Origin of the sequence: Variovorax sp. LG9.2, from assembly GCF_035018885.1 — a bacterium.
Lineage (GTDB): Bacteria > Pseudomonadota > Gammaproteobacteria > Burkholderiales > Burkholderiaceae_C > Variovorax.
Genome location: NZ_JASJXB010000038.1, coordinates 22,026 through 42,959, shown reverse-complemented (window position 1 = coordinate 42,959; position 20,934 = coordinate 22,026). Strand labels below are relative to the sequence as shown.

At 59.5% G+C, this 20,934-nt stretch carries 19 protein-coding genes and 4 pseudogenes; 14 read left to right on the top strand and 9 right to left on the bottom strand.

Annotated elements, in window-relative coordinates; translation table 11 throughout:
- The 3 genes from QN413_RS24270 to QN413_RS24260 all read right to left on the bottom strand — a co-directional run.
- Positions 1 to 681, bottom strand: a 681-nt coding sequence (locus QN413_RS24270; protein WP_323499173.1) for a PDR/VanB family oxidoreductase, incomplete at its 3' end; no start/stop codon positions are given.
- Positions 682 to 964: 283 nt separating this feature from the next.
- Positions 965 to 2,308, bottom strand: a complete 1,344-nt coding sequence (locus QN413_RS24265; RefSeq protein ID WP_323499172.1) for an MFS transporter — start codon at positions 2,306 to 2,308, stop codon at positions 965 to 967.
- 63 nt (positions 2,309 to 2,371) lie between these two features.
- Positions 2,372 to 3,577, bottom strand: a complete 1,206-nt coding sequence (locus QN413_RS24260; RefSeq protein WP_323499171.1) for an aromatic ring-hydroxylating dioxygenase subunit alpha — start codon at positions 3,575 to 3,577, stop codon at positions 2,372 to 2,374.
- 234 nt (positions 3,578 to 3,811) lie between these two features.
- On the opposite strand from QN413_RS24260, the gene QN413_RS24255 reads away from it, so the two are divergent.
- From QN413_RS24255 to QN413_RS24245, 3 genes and pseudogenes are all read left to right on the top strand, one after another.
- The gene (locus QN413_RS24255) at positions 3,812 to 4,390 is read left to right on the top strand and encodes a MarR family winged helix-turn-helix transcriptional regulator (protein ID WP_323499170.1); all 579 of its coding nucleotides are present in this window, start codon (positions 3,812 to 3,814) and stop codon (positions 4,388 to 4,390) included.
- A 219-nt stretch (positions 4,391 to 4,609) separates the two neighbouring features.
- Positions 4,610 to 4,814 (top strand): annotated as a pseudogene (locus QN413_RS24250) (IS3 family transposase); the annotation flags it as partial.
- Positions 4,815 to 5,168: 354 nt separating this feature from the next.
- Positions 5,169 to 5,432: a hypothetical protein gene (locus QN413_RS24245; RefSeq protein ID WP_323499169.1), complete on the top strand. Its 264-nt coding sequence runs from the start codon at positions 5,169 to 5,171 to the stop codon at positions 5,430 to 5,432.
- A 235-nt stretch (positions 5,433 to 5,667) separates the two neighbouring features.
- Here the strand turns inward: QN413_RS24245 and QN413_RS24240 are convergent, their stop codons facing one another.
- The 3 genes and pseudogenes from QN413_RS24240 to QN413_RS24230 all read right to left on the bottom strand — a co-directional run.
- Positions 5,668 to 6,264 (bottom strand): chemotaxis protein CheB, encoded by a 597-nt coding sequence (locus QN413_RS24240; RefSeq protein WP_323499168.1) that lies wholly within the window; start codon positions 6,262 to 6,264, stop codon positions 5,668 to 5,670.
- Positions 6,265 to 6,361: 97 nt separating this feature from the next.
- A complete protein-coding gene (locus tag QN413_RS24235; protein WP_323499177.1) occupies positions 6,362 to 6,574 on the bottom strand; it encodes a hypothetical protein in 213 nt (70 codons plus the stop codon).
- A 112-nt stretch (positions 6,575 to 6,686) separates the two neighbouring features.
- A pseudogene (locus QN413_RS24230) lies at positions 6,687 to 6,875 on the bottom strand (transporter); the annotation flags it as partial.
- A gap of 1,336 nt (positions 6,876 to 8,211) precedes the next feature.
- On the opposite strand from QN413_RS24230, the gene QN413_RS24225 reads away from it, so the two are divergent.
- Positions 8,212 to 8,607, top strand: a complete 396-nt coding sequence (locus QN413_RS24225; protein WP_323499167.1) for a hypothetical protein — start codon at positions 8,212 to 8,214, stop codon at positions 8,605 to 8,607.
- A 497-nt stretch (positions 8,608 to 9,104) separates the two neighbouring features.
- Here QN413_RS24225 and QN413_RS24220 read toward each other — a convergent pair.
- Positions 9,105 to 9,386: pseudogene (locus QN413_RS24220) on the bottom strand (IS3 family transposase); the annotation flags it as partial.
- A gap of 439 nt (positions 9,387 to 9,825) precedes the next feature.
- Here QN413_RS24220 and QN413_RS24215 point away from each other — a divergent pair.
- The 5 genes from QN413_RS24215 to QN413_RS24195 all read left to right on the top strand — a co-directional run bounded on the left by QN413_RS24215 (position 9,826) and on the right by QN413_RS24195 (position 15,425).
- The gene (locus tag QN413_RS24215) at positions 9,826 to 10,218 is read left to right on the top strand and encodes a hypothetical protein (protein ID WP_323499166.1); all 393 of its coding nucleotides are present in this window, start codon (positions 9,826 to 9,828) and stop codon (positions 10,216 to 10,218) included.
- Positions 10,219 to 10,379: 161 nt separating this feature from the next.
- Positions 10,380 to 10,862, top strand: a complete 483-nt coding sequence (locus QN413_RS24210; protein WP_323499165.1) for a hypothetical protein — start codon at positions 10,380 to 10,382, stop codon at positions 10,860 to 10,862.
- Positions 10,863 to 11,587: 725 nt separating this feature from the next.
- Positions 11,588 to 11,911 carry a hypothetical protein gene (locus QN413_RS24205; RefSeq protein ID WP_323499164.1) on the top strand — a complete coding sequence of 108 codons (324 nt, stop codon included), beginning with the start codon at positions 11,588 to 11,590 and terminating at the stop codon, positions 11,909 to 11,911.
- Entirely contained in the window at positions 11,908 to 14,691 is a 2,784-nt protein-coding gene (gene mgtA, locus QN413_RS24200) for a magnesium-translocating P-type ATPase (RefSeq protein WP_323499163.1), read from the top strand. Before QN413_RS24205 ends, mgtA begins: the two co-directional genes overlap by 4 nt.
- Positions 14,692 to 14,708: 17 nt before the next feature.
- Positions 14,709 to 15,425: an MgtC/SapB family protein gene (locus tag QN413_RS24195; protein ID WP_187051859.1), complete on the top strand. Its 717-nt coding sequence runs from the start codon at positions 14,709 to 14,711 to the stop codon at positions 15,423 to 15,425.
- A gap of 106 nt (positions 15,426 to 15,531) precedes the next feature.
- Here the strand turns inward: QN413_RS24195 and QN413_RS24190 are convergent.
- Positions 15,532 to 16,190: pseudogene (locus QN413_RS24190) on the bottom strand (helix-turn-helix domain-containing protein); the annotation flags it as partial.
- 192 nt (positions 16,191 to 16,382) lie between these two features.
- Here QN413_RS24190 and QN413_RS24185 point away from each other — a divergent pair.
- The 4 genes from QN413_RS24185 (at position 16,383) to QN413_RS24170 (ending at position 19,168) form a co-directional block, all read left to right on the top strand.
- Positions 16,383 to 17,069 (top strand): VIT family protein, encoded by a 687-nt coding sequence (locus QN413_RS24185; RefSeq protein ID WP_323499162.1) that lies wholly within the window; start codon positions 16,383 to 16,385, stop codon positions 17,067 to 17,069.
- A 136-nt stretch (positions 17,070 to 17,205) separates the two neighbouring features.
- Entirely contained in the window at positions 17,206 to 17,787 is a 582-nt protein-coding gene (locus QN413_RS24180; RefSeq protein ID WP_323499161.1) for a cytochrome b, read from the top strand.
- A gap of 733 nt (positions 17,788 to 18,520) precedes the next feature.
- Positions 18,521 to 18,679, top strand: coding sequence for a hypothetical protein (locus tag QN413_RS24175; protein WP_323499160.1), 159 nt, complete (start codon positions 18,521 to 18,523; stop codon positions 18,677 to 18,679).
- Positions 18,680 to 18,862: 183 nt separating this feature from the next.
- A complete protein-coding gene (locus QN413_RS24170) occupies positions 18,863 to 19,168 on the top strand; it encodes an undecaprenyl-diphosphate phosphatase (RefSeq protein WP_323499175.1) in 306 nt (101 codons plus the stop codon).
- Between the two features lie 61 nt (positions 19,169 to 19,229).
- Here the strand turns inward: QN413_RS24170 and QN413_RS24165 are convergent, their stop codons facing one another.
- The gene (locus tag QN413_RS24165; protein ID WP_323499159.1) at positions 19,230 to 20,060 is read right to left on the bottom strand and encodes a hypothetical protein; all 831 of its coding nucleotides are present in this window, start codon (positions 20,058 to 20,060) and stop codon (positions 19,230 to 19,232) included.
- Between the two features lie 380 nt (positions 20,061 to 20,440).
- On the opposite strand from QN413_RS24165, the gene QN413_RS24160 reads away from it, so the two are divergent.
- Entirely contained in the window at positions 20,441 to 20,746 is a 306-nt protein-coding gene (locus QN413_RS24160) for a hypothetical protein (RefSeq protein ID WP_323499158.1), read from the top strand.
- Positions 20,747 to 20,934 lie beyond the last annotated feature (188 nt).

The window sequence follows — 20,934 nt, the reverse complement described above, 5'->3', positions numbered from 1 at the left end:
GTCGTCTTCGTCATCTGCGTTCTCCTTGTCTGAATTGAAACACTCAGCAAGGGGTACGTTTTTCGGGGGCAAGGTCATTCCTTCGAGCACGCGTGTGATGCACCTTCCACAAACCCCCTGTTCACACGACGTCATCACGTTGACTCCGGCACGCGCAAGAACGTTGGTCACAGTGTCCCCCGCTGCCACGACGAGAACCTGTCCGGTGCTGGCCACTCGGACTTCAAACGCGCCATCCAAGTCGGTGTCGATGACGGCGCCGAAAAAGAATTCATAGTGCAAGGATTCTTCGCTCCAGTTCAATCGACGCGCGGTGGAAAGCACGATGTCCATGAAGCCTTTGGGTCCGCACACATAAAGATGCGTTCCAGGCGTCGGACTTTGCAACACGGTTTCAAGGTCGATGCGCTGGTCAGACGGCCCGGCGTCCACGTGCAACGTGGACCGGCCTTCAAACGATCGAACGCGTTCCAGGAAAGCCATACGCTCTTCGGAACGACCGCAGTAGTGCAAATCGAAGCTCTCTTGCGTCAGCGCCAAGCGCTCGGCCATGCAGAGGATCGGCGTGATACCAATGCCGCCAGCGAGGAGCAGATGGCGGTTCGCGTCATGCGCCAGAGCAAAGTGATTTCTGGGCGCCGAGATGACCAGCGTGTCGCCTTCGTGAACAGCGTTGTGCAAACCTTGCGAGCCACCCCGTGAAGCGGGCTCTTTCAGAACGGCGATGCAATACCGGTTTCGTTCTGCTGGCGGATTGCACAGCGAGTACTGCCGCGTGATGCCGGCTGGCAGCGTGACATCTATGTGCGATCCCGCCGCGAACGCGGGAAGTGACTGGCCGTCGATCGCGACCAGCTCGAAGCCGACGATGTCGGCGGCCTCGCGAGATTTTCGATCGACGCGGACAGTAAGCGATGCGGTCGTTGGCATGTAGACAAGGAGTGGTGTCGCAGGGCCGCGGCTGTCACACAGCCCGAGCGAATGCCTTGTGCCGCTTCAACGACAAGGTGAGCACAGCCGACAGCAGAGGGCCCAAAGCGATCAGGAGCAAGCCGCCGGCGTAGCCACCGAAATGGTCTTTGGCGAAGCCCAGCACCAACGGTCCGAGAAAAGCCCCCAGCGCGCCGATCGAACTGATCCATGCGATGCCGGCCGCGGCTCCCGCACCGCTCAGATACTTCGGCGGCAAATTCCAGAACGACGGCGTGGCAGGGTTCATGAGGATCGCGGACATGGCAAGCCAGACCACCGCCACGACCGGTATTTGGGAAAACGCAGCGGCGCCCACCAGGCATGCAACACCCAGCAGGCTGGCGCCAGCGACGTGCCAAATGCGTTCTCCCGTCTTGTCAGAATGCCGCGTCCAGAAGATCATCCACAAGGCCATCAGCACGTAGATGAACGACATCGCCCAGCCCGTGGCCGCGTAACTCAGACCGAGCCCCCGGATGATGAGTGGCATGAATGCCGACGTACCGAACAAACCGACACCGTTGCCAAGATAGATCAGGCCGAGCATCAGCACGATCGGTGACGCCAGCGCACTGGACAGCTTGCTGCGGCCTAGCAACGCAGCGCGCGCGTGTTCTCCGTCGAGTTCGCGCTGCAACCACACCTTGTTGGATGGCGTCAGCCAGGTCACGTCCGCTGGCTTTTCCGGCAGTACGTACAGGATTGAGATTCCTAGCAGGATCGACGGTACGGACTCCACGATGAACAGCCACTGCCAGCCATGCAACCCCAGCCAATTCTGACCGAGCAGCAAACCTGATATTGGCGATCCCACGATCGTTGCCATCGGCACGCCCAGCATGAAGATGCCGATCACCCGCCCCCGCTGCGCAGCGGGAATCCACCGGGTGAGGTAATAGAGGATGCCGGGAACAAAGCCCGCTTCGGCCGCGCCCACCAGAAAACGCAGTACATACAGGCTGGTCTCGGTTTGAATGAAGGCGGTGGCCAGCGACAGAACGCCCCAGCTGATCATGATCCGGGCAAGCCAGCGTCGCGCGCCGAACCGCCTCAGCATCAACGTGCTCGGGATCTCGAAGACAAAGTACCCGACCGAGAACATGCCGACTGCCAGCCCGAAGGCCGTCGCCGACAGCCCCAGCTGCTTGTTCATCTGCAGGGCCGCGAAGCTGATATTTGTGCGATCCAGAAAAAGGAACAGATAGAGCAGTGCCAGGTACGGCGCCAGCTTGGTTGTAAATCGGCTGACGACCGCTTCGCGATGGACAGCATCGGCGGCGGCCATGCTGCCGCCGGGCGGCGCAATGTCGTTGAGAGGGGTATGGATGGCACTCATGGGGGTTGTCTCCGTTTTTATTTTTGCAAACAAGTCCTGCGAGCGGTGCGGGTCCTTATAGGGTCACGCGCCCACGATGTGCTGCCCTGCTTCGAAGACGACGGGGGCTGCATCGGGATCGAAACTGACCCCGACAGGGTCACGGCCTTCAGCCACCGCCTTGACCTCACGTTCCAGCAAGCGGCGCAACATCACGATGCCGCGATCGCTGGTGGCCAGGTGTTCCTCGGAATGCAGCGTGATAGGACCCTGGCCGACCTGCGCTTCATAGTCGTTCGGCCGCGCGCGGCGTTCCTCGGGCGTCAACTCGTCCCAGCGCTTGAGCTTGGCCGCGTCTTTGCCCATGGGCAGCATCACGCCCTTCTCGGTAACCCGGCCGGCGGTGTAGATGCGGTAGTGGGTGTCGTCGATGGGCACAGTCCAGCCGATCGTCTCGACGCGACCGAACTTGCCGACACGCGGGTTCGGCACCACGCGCAACGTGGGCAGACAAACCTCCGTGACCCGACGAAATTTGCGGCCGTCCGGCAGGTCACGGTGCGACACCACTTTGACGCCCAGCGGCGTCGGCTCGAAGATGGCCTGCGGCATCATGTTCATCGTCGGCGTGAATTGGGTGCCCGAGAAGGTGCCGTGCAGGATCGGGACGTGGAAAGGATCCACCACGTTTTCGTAATGCTGCAGCCAGTTGCAAGGAGAGATCACCGGGCCGCCGCTGCCGATGCTGGTGTCGTCCACGTCGATGAACTCGCCCTCGTCCAGCACCTCCAGGCATTCATAGCGCGGCAGCGTCGGCTTGCGTTCGGGTGGCCCCATGTACACAAAGATGAGACCGTACAGTTCTTGTACCGGGTACCACGGCTGGCGCACTTTGTCCTTGGCACGCCCTCCTTCCGGCTCGCAAGGTTGGTCCAGGCAGTGCCCCTGAACGTCGAAGAGCCACCCGTGATAGCAGCACCGGATGCCCTCGTCCTCCACACGCCCGTTATAGAGCGTCGTGCCGCGATGGCAGCAACGCGAATGCACGAGACCCGGCCGTCCACGCTTGTCGCGAAACAGCACGAGGTCTTCGCCCAGCATGCGCACTTCGCGTGGCGTGTCCGTGGCGTGGTTGGCCAGGCCCACAGGATGCCAGTAGCGGCGCATCAGCTCACCCATCGGCGTGCCGCGACCGACCTCGGTCAGGTTGGCCCGGTAAGTGGGTTCGGGCAAGTCGTAGCCGCTACCGGTCGTATCGGCAGCCGCATCGGGTTGGAGCACAGCAGACATCGTGAATTCCTTGTTTGTTGGACACAGGCCGTCGCCTGCATTTAGTTGCCAAATCAACTTCTTTAATAATATCTGGTCTATCGTTGCTTCGGCAAGCACATAGCGTCGGTAATATCCCCAGTACCTATCGCACTCACGCGTCGCAAGACGCGTTGCACTGTCACTGTCGCCATGCCTAGAAAACCCAAAGCGCCCACGTATTCCGTTGATACGCCATTTGCCGACCTGCCGACGTTGGCGCTGGAGCGCCTTGCGAACACCTTGTCCAAGCATGGAGAGTTGATGTACTTGCGGTTGTTCGGCCGACATTTGAGCGAGTGCCGGGTCCTTGCGATCGTTGGAAGCCGCGAACCGACCAGCCTGAGCGAGGTATGCGAACAGCTTGATCTGGACAAGGGCCACGCCAGTCGCCTGGTCAGCAAGCTGGTCTCGGCGGGTCTTTTAGAGAGGCACACCGATTCGACCGATCAACGCTCCGCTTACCTGTTGCTCACCGGTGCAGGTCGCGATGTTGCGGCGCGCATTCATTCCGCCGCAGCAGAGCGCAATAGCGAATGGGTTGGCGGTTTGGGCAAAGACGACTCGGCCGCATTCATGGCGGCCATGGGAAAGATGACATCGCGAGCCAGAGAAATGCTGAACGAGGAGGTAGCGCGTTCAGGTCGGGAAACGCCCGTTTTGAAGAACGCAAGGGAAACCGGCGCGACGATCGCGAAGGCCAGCAAGTCGCTGGTGATCGAGCGCGTCGTCCTGGAAGACCTGCGTGGGCAGTTGGACCGGCTGCTCGGCAAGGAAATTGACATGCAGCGGTAATGCAAGCGCGGCTTCCCCGTCATTAGTGGGTTGCCTTCGCGAGTCTGCCGTTTATGTGTATGCGCCAAAGCCAGATCGACCCACGCTGCCGACAGTTCGCTGACCCTCCTTATGGACTTTAAACGGAGCAGCGGCTAGCGTTTCCGCGAGTTGTACCCGGGTCACTCCCAGTCCGGCAAAACAGGCTCAGGCGAGGCAACGCCCTGTCGGCGCCAACACAACGCTCGCAGCGAGACGTGGTTCGGGTCGCTGAAGGTGAAGCGACTGCACGGCAAACGATTCAAGACAAAGCGCGAGGCAAAGGACGAAACCATCGATTGGCGGCTCTAGTACGCGACCGGCTGCACTCGACGCTTGCCTATGTAGTCCGATGCAGTTCGAGCGAGACTGGCCTGCCAATCAACCGCAGCAAGCCAACTCATGAACCGGGCTAAGGATACGGATTCCAGGGGCAAGCTGACACGTAAGTCTTGACCGTACCGATCGGCATGCCGGTGTGCGACGCGACTTTGCAGTGCGTCATTTCTCTGAGGAACGCAAGGCTGAGCACACAGCGCTCGTGAAGGCAATTGTGGCGATTGAGCCGAACGGACCGCCGATTGAATCGTCCCCGGTTACTGGGAGCCGCCAGCAACTTGCTTGAGGCATCGCAGACATACCAATTTCGTATGCGCCGGCTATAGCGGACGCGGAGGAGCTGCAAATTGAAAAGCAAACCGCGCCCGAGACGCAGGGTCTCATTGCCCGCTGGGAGCAGAAAGCTCCCGCACGCCAACTCGTGAATCTTCAGGGAGTTCCGATCCTGATCCTCGTGGGCGAAGCCTCGTATCACGCACAGTACGACCATGGCACCTCACAGTGGCTGCGCCAGGCCGGCGTACAGCACGACTTCGTACGCCTGCAAGACATTGGTATCCGCGGCAACGGTCACATGATGATGCTGGAAAAAAACAATATCGAAATTGCCTCGGTGGTGAACGACTGGGTACAAGAGACCTGCCCGGCACAGACGGGACGAATTGCGAAGAGTTACCAGATTTGAGAACAAACCCGAAAGTCGCCTGCGCTTTAAAGGACAGCCACTTGCGCAATGGGTTTGGCTACCAGCCCAACGCCGTCAGGAGGCACATGTCTACTCAAAGCAGCGGCTACATCCAAGCGCGCTGGCAGCGTCGATCGGCCACGACACCGAGGTTTTGAAAGACTCGCGTACGTTGCGCGTTCATGATGTCTTCCGACAACGTTGTGCGCTATCTCCTGTATCACGTCGAGGTAATTTAACTACTGAAGCTACGATTCCCCTTGTCTAAAGGCAACCGCGCAAGCAAGGCCGCGATTTGCGGGACCGGTAGGCAGTAGTTCGGATGGTCGTTCCTGATCGCCGCAGAAGGCATTTCCGGGCTTCCTGCAGTCTCGGGCAGCTGCACGATGCCGACACCGCCGGCGGCCTCGATGTCTTCAAGCCCTTTGGTGCCATCGTGTGACCTGCCCGAGAGCACCACGCCTACAACCCGCCGCCCATAGACGGCTGCGGCAGAGGCGAACAGATGGTCTGCCGATGGAACCAGGTTGTCGCCCGAGCCTCCCGGTTCTAAGCTGAGCACATTGGGCGCCCTCATAAGCAAATGATGGCTCAAGGACGCCAGAAAAACCATCCTGGGCTTCAGATGAGTGCCATCACGCGCATAGCCCAAAGGAACGGACGAGTAGCTTTGAAGAATTTCAAGAACGATGTTGGGTGGCTGCCCTTCGAACCTCAGTGCGACCAGGATGGCGCCGTCGTAGTTCGGCGGAAGGTGTTGCAGCAGGCTGCCCAAGGCGGAAATACCACCCATCCCTGCGGCTACCACCACGATGCTGTATGTCTCACTCATTGGCTGGGCTCCTGAAATATCGGTTGTTTGGACCGCATTTGACAATCGACTGCGAGTGGTCAGAAACATTTTAAGCAACAGCGGTCGAGAGAGACGCTCATTTGGCGAGGACCATTGCAAAGTAGCCAAAGACCGTCAGCAGAATCCCGGAAACGGCGTACGCCAAGGGAAACCCGATCCAGGGCACGGTGCTGTCGATTTCCTTGGACGCCTCGCGAGCAGGGCCCGAGTGGCTGCGTGCACCCGCGACACCGCCCATGAGCACGGCCGGATTGATCTTGGAGATGTGAAATCCCACCGCCCAGACGATGAAGGGAGGGATGGTGCATGCAACGAAGCCCAGACCAAAGATCTGCAGTGCCCACCGTGCCGTTCAACTGGGACAGCAGATTGGCGCCCGCATTCACGCCGACAATAGCAACGGAGAAGATCAGTCCCATGTCTTCCAAAATGTTGCGCGCGGCGTTCGGGGTGTTCCCAAAGAAGCGCACTCTGGAGACCAGAGAGGACACGATGATCCCCGACACCAGCAAACCTCCGGCGTTGCCGAGTCCGACCGAGGCGCCGAAGGCGGGGACCTGGATCAATCCGATCAGGAAGCCGAGGATCATCCCCAGGGACAACGTGAGCAGGTCGGTGGCCGTGCTCGGCCTCGCGGCCTTTCCGAGCAGGGCGGTTGCCTTGTCGATGGCACTTCGCAGTCCGACGAGATGCAGGATGTCCATACATTGCAGCCTTGTCTCAAGGCCTACCGGCAGCGGTGCACCGCCGCGCTCCATGCTGACGAGTTGCACCTGTCCGGCGATAGGCGAGTGGCTGAAGTCCTTGAGCGCACGCCCGATCGCATCCTTGTGGGTCACCACGATCTCGGCCTGGTCCAGCGGAATGTTGAGCGCGCGAGCATCAGGCACTTCCGGTCCGATCACGCCCATATGTTCGGTGAGCGAGGCCAGGCTACCGCCCAGCGCGATCACGTCCCCTAACTGCAGCGTTAGCGTGGAATCGGCACCGAGCAGCTTGTCGCCGCGTTCCACATTTTCGATCTGGTATTCGGCAAAGCGCTCCCGCAGTTGCGCGATGGTGTGGCCGTCGAGTTCCGGATTGACCAGCCGGTAGGCCCGCAGATCGAAGGGCCGGTACCCGCTTAGCCCGGCATCGTCGACGTTTGGCACACCATGGGCGACCTCGTACTCTTTCGACGCCTTGCGCGCATCCACACGCCACCAGCGCGGCAGGTACTTGCAGATCAGGATGATGCTATGAAGTGAGGGTTTCATGCGCTCGGAAAAACGAAACGAAGCTCACGAATTCTCGCAATACAACGCGTAAGCGAACCGATTTGGCAATGGTGGCCGATACGCACACCTTGAGTGGTTGGTCTCGGCGTGCGTTGATCGTATGCACCAGGATTAACTTTGGACGGCCCGGCTACGAACGTGAGGCGATTGCTTTGACAATTCGCAAGAAACGCAAAGCTTCGCCCTCGCCTGAACTCACCGAGGTATTAGCTTTTGATGACGTTTAGACGGTCAATCGCGTCTTCCCATTTAAAGCGAACAAGAGATCGCCTTGGCTCCGGACTTCTTTAGTCGATACCCCTCGCACTGGTGCGGCAGCGCACAGACCCAGGAGTCGGTTCGACATAAAAGCGTTTTCTGGGCCCAGCAAGCTCCTGGCACGCGATGCCACATCGGCTCTGTAGTCAGCGCCGTGCGCGGGGTACCAGGCGGCGCACTGAGCTCGGAGCCATCGACGTCTTTCCCGTACAGCCAAGGAGCCCCAATGGAGTGTGAAGATGGTTTTCCTGACCTCGGTCACGTTCGGCCAAGCCCGGCCAACGCACCCGTCGCACGCCACCCTGAGGCTGTCGCACGGCGGCATCTGGTACCCACCCGCCTGGAAGTCCTACCTTTTCTTTGTTCACTGGCCGACATCCTGCGCCACTCGATGGACACGCGCATCTTCATTGACGTTCTCGTGGATCGGAAATGCCTTGCATGGGTGGTAGACCGGCGCAGGTTGGAAAGTGTGCTCCAGCGCTTGACGCAGACGTCGCACTGGGCTGCCATCCACGGCGGGCGGCTGGTCCTGAACGCCACGGTTGGGCCTGCCGGTGGCACCCTTCTCGATGTGTTCGGGACTGCGAAAATCACGAACAGTGCCTATGGCCCTGTGGTGCCCTCTCCCTTTTTCCCCGGCGCCGGAACGTCTGTGTTGACAAACCCCGAACTGGCCGCAGTGGTCAATTTCGCCGAAAGCTCGGGGGGCTTTGCACAGCTGGCAAAGGGACTGTGGGGAGGCACTTCGCTGGCATTGAGCTTGCCCACCTGCGTGGATGGGTAAGGAGGCGCGCACGACCCGTTGCATGGCTTGGCCTTGCAGTGTGGGCCAGCGCACAGTCCGGGGGACGGCAACTGCGTAAATTCGATTCAGAGCGTGCCGGAATGGTCCGGCGCGCCTCCGACATCCGGAAGGAACGCCATGAACCCGCAGCGCGCAAAAGGCCCTCCACCTAAACCAGGACAACACCACCCCTCTCCGCAGGTGGATGCGAGTCGACAGCGGGAGAAAGCCGAATCCACCGAAGTCGAAGGGCGGCACAAGAACTCCGGCCAGAAAGACCACAAGGGCGCGCGCTGAAAGCGTCGCAGCGTAGGCCGAGCGTGCCAAACGCTGGGCGACTTGGCCACCCTGTTCGAGCTTCCTTGCATGGCGTGAACCGCTAAAGATGCCACCGCCGATGTGGCAACAGGCGGCAGGTTCGGGGTTGAGCCCGTGGCGGAGTGTTGAAGTCGGCGGAAAACTGACCTGTTGGGGGTGCGGCGGAATTCCTAGACTGGTTATGCCGCGAGACCCATGCTCTTGCGATATTCAATAGGACTGAGAGAGGCGAGGGAGATCTTGATCCGTTTTTTGGTTGTACCAACGGATGTATGAGGCCAACGTTTGTGTGAATTTCTCAATGCTCATTGACTACCAGTTGCACAGATAGAACCTGTTTTCAGTCGGCCGAAGAAGCCTTCACAAGCCGCGTTGTCAAGTGAGCATCCTTTGCGCGACATCGAACGAATCACCTTCGCATCAGCGATGCGCGACCGCCATTCAGGTCAGCGGTAGTGGGCGAAATCAATCGGTCGTCGTAACACCTTCAATCATGGAGCTGTCGTGGGAAGACCTGCGGGGTGGATGCAGAAGTTAACCGTACGCATGGCGATGCGCCCGCCCGGCGCTCCTTCGCTTCGGCGTGAGGTGGAGCGGCAGTTCTGGAAGCAGATTGCCACCGGAATAACAAGCGAGAAGGCGGCCGAAGCCGTTGCGCAGTAGATTCACCGTGCCACTGTTGATGGACACGTTGTTCCTGTTGCCTGCCACGCCGAGCTAGTCACCGATTCCATCGAGTCCTAGATTGTTGCCGTCGCCGGCGAGGGTCAAGCCTGTGTAACCCCAGGTGTTGATGCTGTTGCCTGAGTCGCTCACGGAGTAGCCTGCGCCGCCCCGCAGGCCGAGGTAGTCGCCGGCACCCGTCAGGCTGATGTCATCATCGCCGCCCGCAACATTCGCTTGGGCGCCATTGTTGACGTAGATGCCGGTGCCCTAACCATTGGCGGTGGTGCCTCCCCATTTATCACCGGTCGCATTAACCCGGCCCAGGTTGCCCCCGGTGTTGCCCAACACGGTCAGCGCACCGGCAACGGTGTTGCTGTTGTTGCCCCCGCCATAAATGCCCATTCTGTCGCCGGCGTTTTCATTTACGCCATTGCCAGAGCCGCTGACGTTGGCATGGCTGTTGGTGTTCAGATAAATGCCGGTGCCCTGACCGTTGCCGTTGGTATTGCCTACGACAACGGCATCACCTGCGCCCGCCGTGATCGTGTCGCCGCCCCCGTAAGCGCCAAGCGTGGCGCCGGTACGAGGGCGGGCGCTCGCGCATTCAGCCGTTTCATCTGGCCATGAAGGTCAAGGTACATGTCTACGGCTATGCCACGGGCGTGTCCTACTCGCGCAAGACCGCCCACAAGCTGCATGAAGACGTGACGCTTCGGGTGATCGCAGCCAGCAACTTCTAAAAGCATCGCACGCCATGCGACTTTCGCGCCCTGCATCTGGAGGAACTGTTGCCATTGTTAGTGCCGGTCGTCAGGCTCGCAGGGGAATTCGGGCTGGTCAAACTGGCCCCTATGGCTGGGGACGGTACCGAGTTGCGCAACAATGCCAGCAAGCACGAGGCGACGCGCTACGAGCGGATGAAGGCCATCCAGGCAGCCAAGCACCGTTTGCAAACGCGCCAGCAAAAGCACGATGACGAAGTGCCTCCGGCACCGGTCCAAGCGGTCAAGTCAAACTCGACATTCATGCGTACCTTCGACAACCTGGCGCCCAGGGCGAAGGAAAACTTCGCCGATCCCGACTCCCCGATCATGATGATCAGCGCGGGCTTCGAGAAATGCTTCAACAACCGGACGACCTTCAACAGTCGCCAGCAGATCATCGTGGTCAGGCAGTGGGCCGCCGACAGTGGTGAGTTGCCCGCAATACTGGCATCGCTCACGTGCAGTACAGAGCAAGAACCCGCGAGCGCATTGGCTGACTCAGGCTAACGCAGCGAAGGGGTGTCGGCACAGCTGAGCGAGTGCGCAAGCTTTGTGGTTTTTCGGTTGACGTCGGTGCTGCTGCGCTGCAACAATGCGCCATCTTAATTTTTGGAGCCCTTTGCGTGGACAGTGCCTTAAGTCGCAGCGATAGAAAACGTGCCCTTGCGGGTGCGGCGCGCCAGGCTCCCTAACGCAAATGCTTTGCGCTGTGGGGCTCCGCGCCGCAGCAGTGAATCACGCCGATCGGCGTGCGTTCTGAACCCAATACACGGTCTCTTCCGATCGTCAGTCCAAGCCTGACATCGCGACATCGCAGACGCGGCTTAAGCTCTATTTCAGGCAAACGGCTCCTTCAAAGCAAAGGAGTTCCCGTGTGCTTCTCGAAGATTCCCAACGCCTTGACCGCAAGGCCGACCCACACTGCAGGCGCGGCGCTGAGTAGCGACAACCGGCTCGCCGTACCCGAGACAAACGTCTACGCGAGTCTGTGGTCCAGCCGGCGGGTGCGCGCGGCGAAGTCGGTCCAAAACACTGGTGTCCCCCAGCGGCGCTGAGCTGGACTTTCAACTTTCGACAGCCCGGAGATCGCCATGGACCCCGCCCCCAGTCCGCGCTTTGGCGCGACCACATCATTCGACCCGATGCCCCTGTACCCGGCGTCGCTCAAGGATTTCCTCAACGCTTGACCGCGCGAGGAGTTGGGCGCCGTGTGCGCTTGAACGAGACTCCTCATGACCCGCGAAGATTTCAAAACTCACCTGCGTTCCGCCCTCGCCGAACGCCGCCCCGTTGTCTTGCGACACCTGCTGGACCTGCACGGTGCGGCGGCGTTTGCCGATGGGCTTGCCGCTTGGTCTCCACGCCTGGTGGCCGACGCGCTTTCTCTATTGCTTCAAACGCAGCGCATGGCCGTGATGCGGCATCTCCCCTTTGCATTGCGCAACCATGAGTTATGCGTCCAAGTCGCGCACCGCCACTCGTCTGGCGGTGTAGCGCCGCTATGCCTGCCTCCGGCACGTTGGGTCGCCTCGTCCACCGCCAGGAGCATCCCATGAATTTCGTCGACAACATCTTTAAAAACTGGTTCGGTGGCTTCCTGTCGCGCCGTCGTGCCACTCAACTGTTCGGGCGCGGTGCGCTGCTGGACACCGTAGGCGGTCGAGGCGCTGCTGAGGCGGTGCCCGAGCATGTCTCGCGCGACATGCTCAAGGCCGCGACCGACGACATACCCGGTTCGCTGGTTCGTCTGGCGTCGCACGAAGACGGGCTGAGTGCCCCCGAAGCGGCCGAGAGGTTGATACGTTTCGGACCCAACGAAGTCGAGCACGAAAAGCCTTTGCCCTGGTGGCTTCACCTGTGGCATTGCTACAAAAATCCCTTCAACCTGCTGCTCACGGTGCTGGCCGGCGTGTCGTTCCTGACCAACGATCTGAAAGCGACGATCGTGATCGGCACGATGGTGGTGCTCAGCACGTTGATCCGGTTCATCCAGGAGGGCAAATCTAACCGTGCGGCTGAACGGCTCAAAGCGATGGTGACCAACACCGCCACTGTGATCCGTCGCGACCTCGGGACCGAAGCGACCGAGGTGGCTGAAAAATATTTTGATCTCCACCTTAACGCCCGGCGTCCGCCGTCCCGCGCCGAAGTGCCGATTCGCGAACTTGTACCGGGCGACCATGTGGCCCTGTCAGCCGGTGACATGATTCCCGCCGACTGCCGCTTGACGACGGCCAAGGATTTGTTCGTCGCGCAGGCTGCCATGACCGGGGAATCGCTGCCGGTAGAGAAGTTCGCTGATGAGAAGTCATCGTTTGCGACGGTTCTGGAGGCGCGCAACCTTGTCTTCATGGGCACGAACGTGGTGTCGGGCTCTGCGACCGCACTGGTCGTCGCCACGGGCAACCAGACCTATTTCGGCACGCTGGCGACACGCGTGACTGCCACCAGCCGGGCACCCACCGCGTTTCAGGCCGGAGTCAACAGCGTCAGCTGGCTTTTGATCCGCTTTGCCTTCGTGATGGTGCCGATCGTGCTGCTGGTGAATGGCTTCACCAAGGGCGACTGGACCGAGGCATTCCTGTTTGCGCTCGCCGTAGCCGTTGGGTTGACGCCCGAAATGCTGCCGATGATCGTGACGTCGACCCTGGCCAAGGGCGCGGTCGTGTTGTCGCGCAAAAAGGTGATCGTCAAGCGCCTGGATGCGATCCAAAACTTCGGCGCGATGGATGTGCTTTGCACCGACAAGACCGGGACACTGACGCAGGACAAGATTGCACTGGAGCGCCAGACCGATGTCTTTGGCAATCCGTCGGACGAAGTGCTGAAGTTCGCTTTTTTAAACAGTCACTATCAGACCGGACTGAAGAATTTGCTCGACAGGGCTGTGCTCGAACACGTTGAACTTCAGACCGAATTGAAGCTGGCGCAGGACTATCGAAAGGTCGACGAAATTCCCTTCGACTTCGAGCGCCGACGCATGTCGGTCATCGTCTCCGAGCGTGACGATCACCACGAGTTGATCTGCAAAGGGGCGGTGGAAGAGATGCTGGCGGTATGCACTCGCGTACGGATAGCCAGCGCCGAAGGACAGCAGGACGTGGCGCTCGATGCACACATGCTCGAGCGCGTGCACACGGTCACGCGTGAACTGAACGAAGACGGCCTGCGTGTGGTGGCGGTGGCGATGAAAGAAACCGTCGCGAGTCACCTGACCTATTCGGTGGCCGATGAATCCGAACTCATCTTGGTGGGATACATCGCGTTCCTCGATCCGCCCAAGGAATCCGCAGCGCCGGCATTGCGGGCCTTGGCCAACAACGGCGTCAACGTCAAGGTCTTGACCGGCGACAACGAGCTGGTCACTGCACGCGTCTGCGGCCAAGTCGGCCTGGCGGTCGGCACCATCTTGCTCGGGCCGCAAATCGAGCGCATGAGCGATGCCGCATTGGCGCATGCCGTGGAAGACCATCAGGTGTTCGCCAAGCTGACGCCCTTGCACAAGGAGCGGTTGGTCCGTGCGCTGCGCGCCAACGGACACGTCGTCGGCTTCATGGGCGACGGCATCAACGACGCGCCAGCGCTGCGGGCTGCTGACATCGGCATTTCGGTCGATTCGGCAGTCGATATCGCCAAGGAAGCGGCCGACATCATCCTGCTGGAAAAAAGCCTGATGGTGCTAGAGGAAGGTGTGATCGAAGGGCGGCGCACCTTCAGCAACATGCTGAAGTACATCCGCATGACGGCAAGCTCCAATTTTGGCAACGTGTTCTCGGTCCTGATTGCCAGCGCGTTCCTTCCATTCCTGCCAATGCTGCCACTTCAGTTGCTGGTGCAGAACCTGCTGTACGACATCTCACAGATAGCGATCCCGTTCGACAACGTCGACGAGGAGCTGGTGAAGAAACCGCTGAAATGGAACCCGGGCGATATCGGGCGCTTCATGGTGTTCTTTGGCCCGGTCAGCTCGATCTTCGACATCACGACGTTCGCGCTCATGTGGTTCGTGTTCCATGCGAACACGCCCGGGCAGGAAACCTTGTTCCAGTCGGGCTGGTTTATCGAGGGTCTTCTGACGCAGACGCTGATCGTGCACATGATTCGAACGCCCAAACTGCCCTTCATCGAAAGTCGAGCGGCCATGCCCTTGTTGGTCATGACCGTGGCAGTCATGGCCGCGGGTGTTCTGCTGCCGATGGGTCCATTGGCCGACTACTTCAAGTTGCAGGCGTTGCCTTTCGGTTATTTCCCTTGGCTGATCGCCACACTGGTGGGCTATGCCGTGCTGACCACTCTGATGAAGCGTTTTTACATTCGTCGCTTCGGGTGGCAGTGAGGCGCACGGGAAATTCGATGCAGGCCTTTGAACAATTCCATTTGCTCGCCCTGGTTGATTCGGCGATCAGCCTGACGGTGGCTTTCCTGCTCGGCGGCGTCATCGGATTCGAGCGACAGGTACGTCAGCGCACGGCTGGATTGCGCACGAACACACTGGTCGCGGTGGGTTCGGCTGCGTTCGTGGTGCTTGCCAACCGGCTCAATGGCCATGAAGGTGCGGTGCACGTGGTGGCTTACGTTGTGTCGGGCATCGGGTTCCTGGGTGCTGGAGCAATTATGAAGGAAGGTGCGAATGTGACCGGGTTGAACACAGCCGCGACGCTTTGGGGTTCGGCCGCTGTGGGTGCTTGTGCCGGCGCTGATCTGATTGGGGAGGCGGTGCTGGCCGCGATCTTTGTGTTGGCCAGCAACACCTTGCTTCGACCGGTGGTGAATCGCATCAACCGCCAACCGGTGAAGGAGGAGTTCGCCGAGGCCACCTACACCGTGTATGTCATCTGTGAGCGGGCGCGCCAGGCGGAGCTACGGGAAAGACTGGTCGAGTTGCTGGAAGGATCGAACTACCCGGTGCGGGACGTTAACCAGCACGCGTTCGGCCAAGGGGACGCCGAAATCGAAGCGACGTTGTATGCGACTGCAGTCGAGGCCTCAGAACTGGACCGCACTATGACGGCCATGGAGGCTGAGCCCGGGGTATCGCAAGCATTTTGGAATGCGCGTTCCGAGGATTGACGCGGCCGGCTGAAACTACCCCAGAAAACGGATCCTTCACCGTTGCAGCTTCAACCACAGATTGGCGCATGAATCTTGTCAACCCCGCGGTGACAGGGCGGAGCTCTGAAATGCGCCTGGACTGATCATCCGGGAAGTCGACCTTCAGACGGTTGGCAATCTGCTCCGGCGATCAGCCATTGACCCATTTGCGGTCACCACGGTGAGGCTTGTTGCGGCCGATGAACGGAGCTTGCCGAGGTCCGGCGACCTCGCGCCCCTGAGCATCGTGGATTCCCTCCAGACGATCCTGGACATATTGGCGCAGACGTGGGTTCATCACCAGCTTGGCTGGCTTGGGCCTTCTGGCCAACAGCTCGGACTTCCACGGCGCAACCGACGCCCGGTACTCGAGCTTGCCACCACGAGTTGCAGCGTTGAGAGTCAGCTCCCGTAAGACCGTTGAGGGACTTCGTCCGATAAGGCGAGCTATCTCCCGCAATCCAACGTCTTGGACCCGCAGTCTTAGGCCCGCACAAGAGCGATCCCTTCTCGCTCGGTGAATGACAAATACCGTCCCGATATGGGATTGGACATGAACAAGGGCATGCCACCACGATGACGGAACCAACGCCCGCCTAGTGGCTGCGACACGCCAACGGCTGCGGCCGCCTTCTCGCTCGTGACTCCGGTGGCAATCTGCTTCCAGAACTTCCGCTCCACCTCACGCCGAAGCGAAGGAGCACCAGGCGAGCGCATCGCCACGCGTCCCGTTAACTTCTGCATCCACCCCGCAGCTCTTCCCGTAACACCTCCTTGATTGAAGGTGTTGCGACGACCGGTTGAATCCGCCGTATGTCGCCCCCTCCGAATGGCGAATGAGATTGGTTACCAATCCAAATGGCCTTCGCATCACGGGATGGTCTTCTGTCGAAGAGCATCCAGAAGTAAAAACTCCGCACCGAGCACGACTGGATCATGAAAGAGAACCACAAAATCAAACATATCGGCTGGCTTCGGGCAGCCGTGCTTGGCGCCAACGATGGCATCGTCTCGACAGCGAGTCTTGTCATAGGCGTGGCCGCGGCAAACGCAAGTCATTCGAGCGTGCTACTTACCGCTGTAGCAGGCCTGGTGGCGGGCGCGATGTCAATGGCAACAGGCGAATATGTGTCGGTCTCGTCGCAGTCGGATACCGAAGCTGCCGCGCTGAATGAGGAGCGCGCCGAGATTCATCAGAACGAGGCCGCTGAGCGCCGGGAGCTGGCAGCAATCTATGTCAAACGCGGTCTTGGCCTCGCCTTGGCCCGACAGGTTGCCGACCAGTTGATGGACCACGACGCCCTGGGCGCTCACGCGCGAGACGAGCTGGGAATCAACGAGATAACGACAGCACGGCCATTGCAAGCCGCCGGAGCCTCCGCGCTCAGCTACGCGGTTGGCGCAGCATTGCCGCTTGCCGTCGTGGCATTCATGCCACCGCCTTCTTTGAGTGTTGCGGTCGCCGTGGCTGCGTTGATGGCGCTGGCAGTGCTTGGCGGCCTTGCCGCCAAGACGGGTGGTGCCAGCGTAGTTCGTGGTGTCGTGCGCGTCACATTCTGGAGCGCCTTAGCGATGGCAGTGACGTACGGAGTCGGCGCGCTGTTCGGCAACGTCATCAGTTAAGTCGTAACGACCGGAGACCCAAAATCCCGGCCTGTGCACCACAAGCATCGGATCTTCGCTCTAACATCGGTGAGTAACTATTAACCCGGGAACCTGCCATGCGATTTCAAACTTCCTCGACGTACCGTTTCTCCCAATGAGCAACCGCCCACTGTCCTCGGACAGATTGCCCACGGCTGCGACCTACGACGCGGCGGGCAAGGCGTTCCACTGGACGGTGGTGGCGCTGCTGGCATGCCAATTTGTGACTGCGTTGCTGCTGCCTCAAATTGAGCTCGATACGCCCCTCGACGCCATGATCAACTTGCATTTCAACTTTGGACTTGCGATTCTTGTGGTCATGGCGGTCAGGCTCATACACCGTCGGATGCGCCCGGTGTCCGTTGCGCCTGGGGCGGCCCCGGCTTGGGAGCGGATGCTGGCACTCGCCACGCACCGACTTTTCTACGCAATCTTGCTGATTGGCCCCTTCCTCGGCTGGATCGCGGCTTCGGCCCATAGTGTGTCGGTGCGGCTGTTGGGTGTTATTGCGCTCCCAGCCCTCGCGCCGCGTAAGGCCGAATGGGGCTTCATCGCCGGCGACATCCACGGATACGCGATGTGGGCGTTGCTTGCGCTGATCGTTATGCACGGCAGTGCGGCCCTGTACCACCATTACGTACTTCGGGACGGCGTTCTCCGGCGGATGCTTTTCAACGAATCCGAAATCCGTCGTTAGGAGAGGTTGCCCAGCGCGGCGCCCAACTGCACGCCGAAGTCTGGACACCACTTTGGATTCAGACCCGATTCTCACGACCTGCCTCTCATTTCTGGTAGCCGTTCAAAGGATTGGCCCACTGCAACATCGCGTCAACAGCGCCACGCGGAGGCATTCAACAAATACCTGCGTGATTGGTCGATCTCATCTCAGTTGGTTCCAGAGTTTGTTTGTGCGGCGCAGCTCGGCAATGCCCGATACCGCAGCTTAGTTGCTGTTGATAGGCGCGTTCGCTGGCCTCATCACCTTGCCGCACGACAGATCTATTGTTCAAAGATCGCTCTGCCCGTTGCCCCGTTCACGTTCATCTGGCTCACCCTCGCGATTCTCCTGGACTTTCTGAACAGCACGAGCTTCTCACGCCCCTGGACGGGAGGTAGCCTTTAGCGGAGGTCTTTTATGGGCACCTCCCGGATTGCAAGAGCATCGTTAGCCACCCTACCCCATCCTCGACCGGTAGATCAAATCCGTGCTCGGCGGCACACTCCGGGGTTCTGTCGCGAAAACAGACAAAGGCTGAAGAAGCTCAAAGTTTGGCTGCGATCACAAAAGCAAAGCGAGCTGGCCCCGCAACAACGAACAGTCTTATAGAGACGGTGACTGCTCCCAAGGCCGACGATATCGCCCGTGAGAACCGAAGAACGTATGAACCGAAGACTCCGGCCCACACCCTTGGCAGAATCCTTTCGCACTGATGGCGCTTTCCGCTGTTCGAGACGACAAGATGCTGGCCAAATTGCCGAACCAGCATAACGTCCATCCCAACCAGATTGGCGACTTGAACGACCAGTTGCTGACCCGCGCTGCCAATGTGCGCTGCGCGAACGACGTCCTGCAGTTCCAATCACGCTGAATCGTCGCAAGGTTCGCCTTTGACCGCATCCTGGTCTGCGGCGGAAGTGGTTCCAACCCTGCAGCGCTGCGTCGTCGATGATGATGCCGCCACGCGCCCACACGAAATGCGCTCTTTTGCGACAAGCAGCCCGAAGCGACCCGGCGCGCAGTTTAAACAACCAACGACCCGACTTTTTGGTTCATCCATGCCGAGTCTTGCCGCGAACCTAACAATGATTTCACACCTACGAACCTGCTCCAGATCATTGTTATTTCTCTCATACAAGGCGCAGCCAAACTGCTGCCCGTCTCCAGTTCCGCGCATGTAATCGTGGCACAGAAGATCATGGGTCTCGATCCAACTTCGCCTCAAATGAACCTGCTGCTGGTCATGCTCCAAACCGGCACGATGTTTGCCGTAGTTGCGCATTACTGGAGATCGTGGGAAACCACATACTTCAGTTTCGCTTCAGGCATTCCGGTCGAACGCGATCAACGTTGTGATTAGGACTGCGCTGACCAGCCTCGTCGGATTGCTACTTCTGCAGCTGCTCAAGCGAGTAGTGGGCTCAGAAATGGGTACCAACAATAAGCTTGACTAACCATTTATCGGCCTCTTTGGTGATGCCTTTGCCGATGCCTAGGTTCACGTCGAAGCCGGTGAATTCATGATCGACAACAGCAAACAAGGTCTTGCTGTTTTTGCTCAAGGAATCGAGGTGTCGAAGCGGCCCCAGTTCGTTGTAGGTTTCAAAACCGATCTGCGTTTTTGCATCGATCGCGTAGGCCACTTTGGCATCCACGTCGAACGTGACCGGGCCACCGCCTCGCGAAATGCTCCAGTCGAAGTTGGGATTGACGGCAAGTGTCCAAGGGCCGGTGCGATAGCCGAAGATGCCCTTGAGTTCGGCATTCCACGGCGTAGGCGACACCCGCAGGTCAGTTCGCCCGACTTCCAGATTCGCACCCCAGAAAAAGCCCTGCTCCTTGTCGTGTGGGGCGATGTACTTGATCCGGAATTTGCCGCCGACAACGCTCGTGTTGGAAGCAGCGGTTCGCGTACCCAACACGTACAGGCCGAGTTCCAATGTGTCGGTGAGCCCGTAGTAGAACTCCGGCGTCAGACGATAGACATGCGCCGGCGGTTGCTCACCGGGATAGCTGGGCTTTGAGTTTCCGGAAAAAACATAGTTGTTGTGAACATCGACGCCGAACTTGCCGGGCTCGCTTAGATCGTCGAGATAGACCTGAATTTCTTCGGGTGCCGCCATCGCTGGCGGGGCCAGCCCGACACCGGCAAAGAGACTCAACGCCCACGCAAAGCTTCGGGCCTTCGAGCGGCGCACGACGCCTGATTCGATGCGCCGCGGGCCGGGCGTGCGGCTTGGAAAAAACTTCATAGCGGGTGGTGACAGGTGAAAGAACTTTGAAAGCAGCTACAACGCCAATGAGTCGCGACGAGAACACCACGAGGCAATTGACTAGCCAAAAGACCTAATAGTCCATCCATGCAATTCAAATGTCACAGCGGAGGTCATAAGACGCGTTTCTAGCAGAGTCTAGTGATGAGCGTGTGTCGCAACTTTAATATGCCCGGAAACGACAGGGCGCACACAGAATATTCGCTCGACAGAATAAAAACAGGACTCATTCATTTAGCCTTGGTTCCGAAACACCAGGTTTTTTTGACTTCTGCACTTCTCGCAGGCATTGAGTTGAAGAAACACTATTGTTGGCGCCGGCGCGTATTTGATCCAGATGCCGACGGTAGGCATGACCCATGCCATCACCTCTCAAACTCAATGATGGCAATGATTTCCATTGCCAGTCTTTGATTCAACGAAACTCCAGCATCCGAGTCAATTACCGACCGGCCGCAACACCGGTTGCTGTCAGGGAAGCCAGCGGCGAGCTAACTCTAGAAGCAGAGAATCTGAAGAATATCTTTGTTCCTCATTTCTGTGGGCAACCCTGTGGACGAAGCAATTTTGAACGCGCACAGCGCCTGGCCCGCCTGCATTTCCTGTCGATTGCACGGTTTTTAAGCAATGCCGCGTTGTTGTCGCTGGGCATGGACGACGGGTAGCAAAGCGGCCATGCAACGAATTGCAAATCCGTGTAGCCCGGTCCGCTCTGATGCTGCGAACCGCTGGTGGCGCGTCTGGTCTAAAAAAGGAAGGTGAGCAGCCTTCACCAAGTCAGGGCCATGCCTAGTTTTTCAAACGCATGTCGGAGTTTTAACGCGATGTTCAAGCGTGCGCACGGCCACTCCAG

Bases quoted from the DNA above. Each gene is read 5' to 3' on its own strand.
- QN413_RS24185 (WP_323499162.1), top strand. From the start codon at position 16,383: ATGAAAGAGAACCACAAAATCAAACATATCGGCTGGCTTCGGGCAGCC.
- QN413_RS24160 (WP_323499158.1), top strand. From the start codon at position 20,441: ATGCCATCACCTCTCAAACTCAATGATGGCAATGATTTCCATTGCCAG.
- QN413_RS24205 (WP_323499164.1), top strand. From the start codon at position 11,588: ATGACCCGCGAAGATTTCAAAACTCACCTGCGTTCCGCCCTCGCCGAA.
- QN413_RS24260 (WP_323499171.1), bottom strand. From the start codon at position 3,577: ATGTCTGCTGTGCTCCAACCCGATGCGGCTGCCGATACGACCGGTAGC.
- QN413_RS24265 (WP_323499172.1), bottom strand. From the start codon at position 2,308: ATGAGTGCCATCCATACCCCTCTCAACGACATTGCGCCGCCCGGCGGC.
- QN413_RS24240 (WP_323499168.1), bottom strand. From the start codon at position 6,264: ATGAGTGAGACATACAGCATCGTGGTGGTAGCCGCAGGGATGGGTGGT.
- QN413_RS24195 (WP_187051859.1), top strand. From the start codon at position 14,709: ATGCAGGCCTTTGAACAATTCCATTTGCTCGCCCTGGTTGATTCGGCG.
- QN413_RS24165 (WP_323499159.1), bottom strand. From the start codon at position 20,060: ATGAAGTTTTTTCCAAGCCGCACGCCCGGCCCGCGGCGCATCGAATCA.
- QN413_RS24180 (WP_323499161.1), top strand. From the start codon at position 17,206: ATGAGCAACCGCCCACTGTCCTCGGACAGATTGCCCACGGCTGCGACC.
- mgtA (WP_323499163.1), top strand. From the start codon at position 11,908: ATGAATTTCGTCGACAACATCTTTAAAAACTGGTTCGGTGGCTTCCTG.
- QN413_RS24225 (WP_323499167.1), top strand. From the start codon at position 8,212: ATGGACACGCGCATCTTCATTGACGTTCTCGTGGATCGGAAATGCCTT.
- QN413_RS24175 (WP_323499160.1), top strand. From the start codon at position 18,521: ATGGCGCTTTCCGCTGTTCGAGACGACAAGATGCTGGCCAAATTGCCG.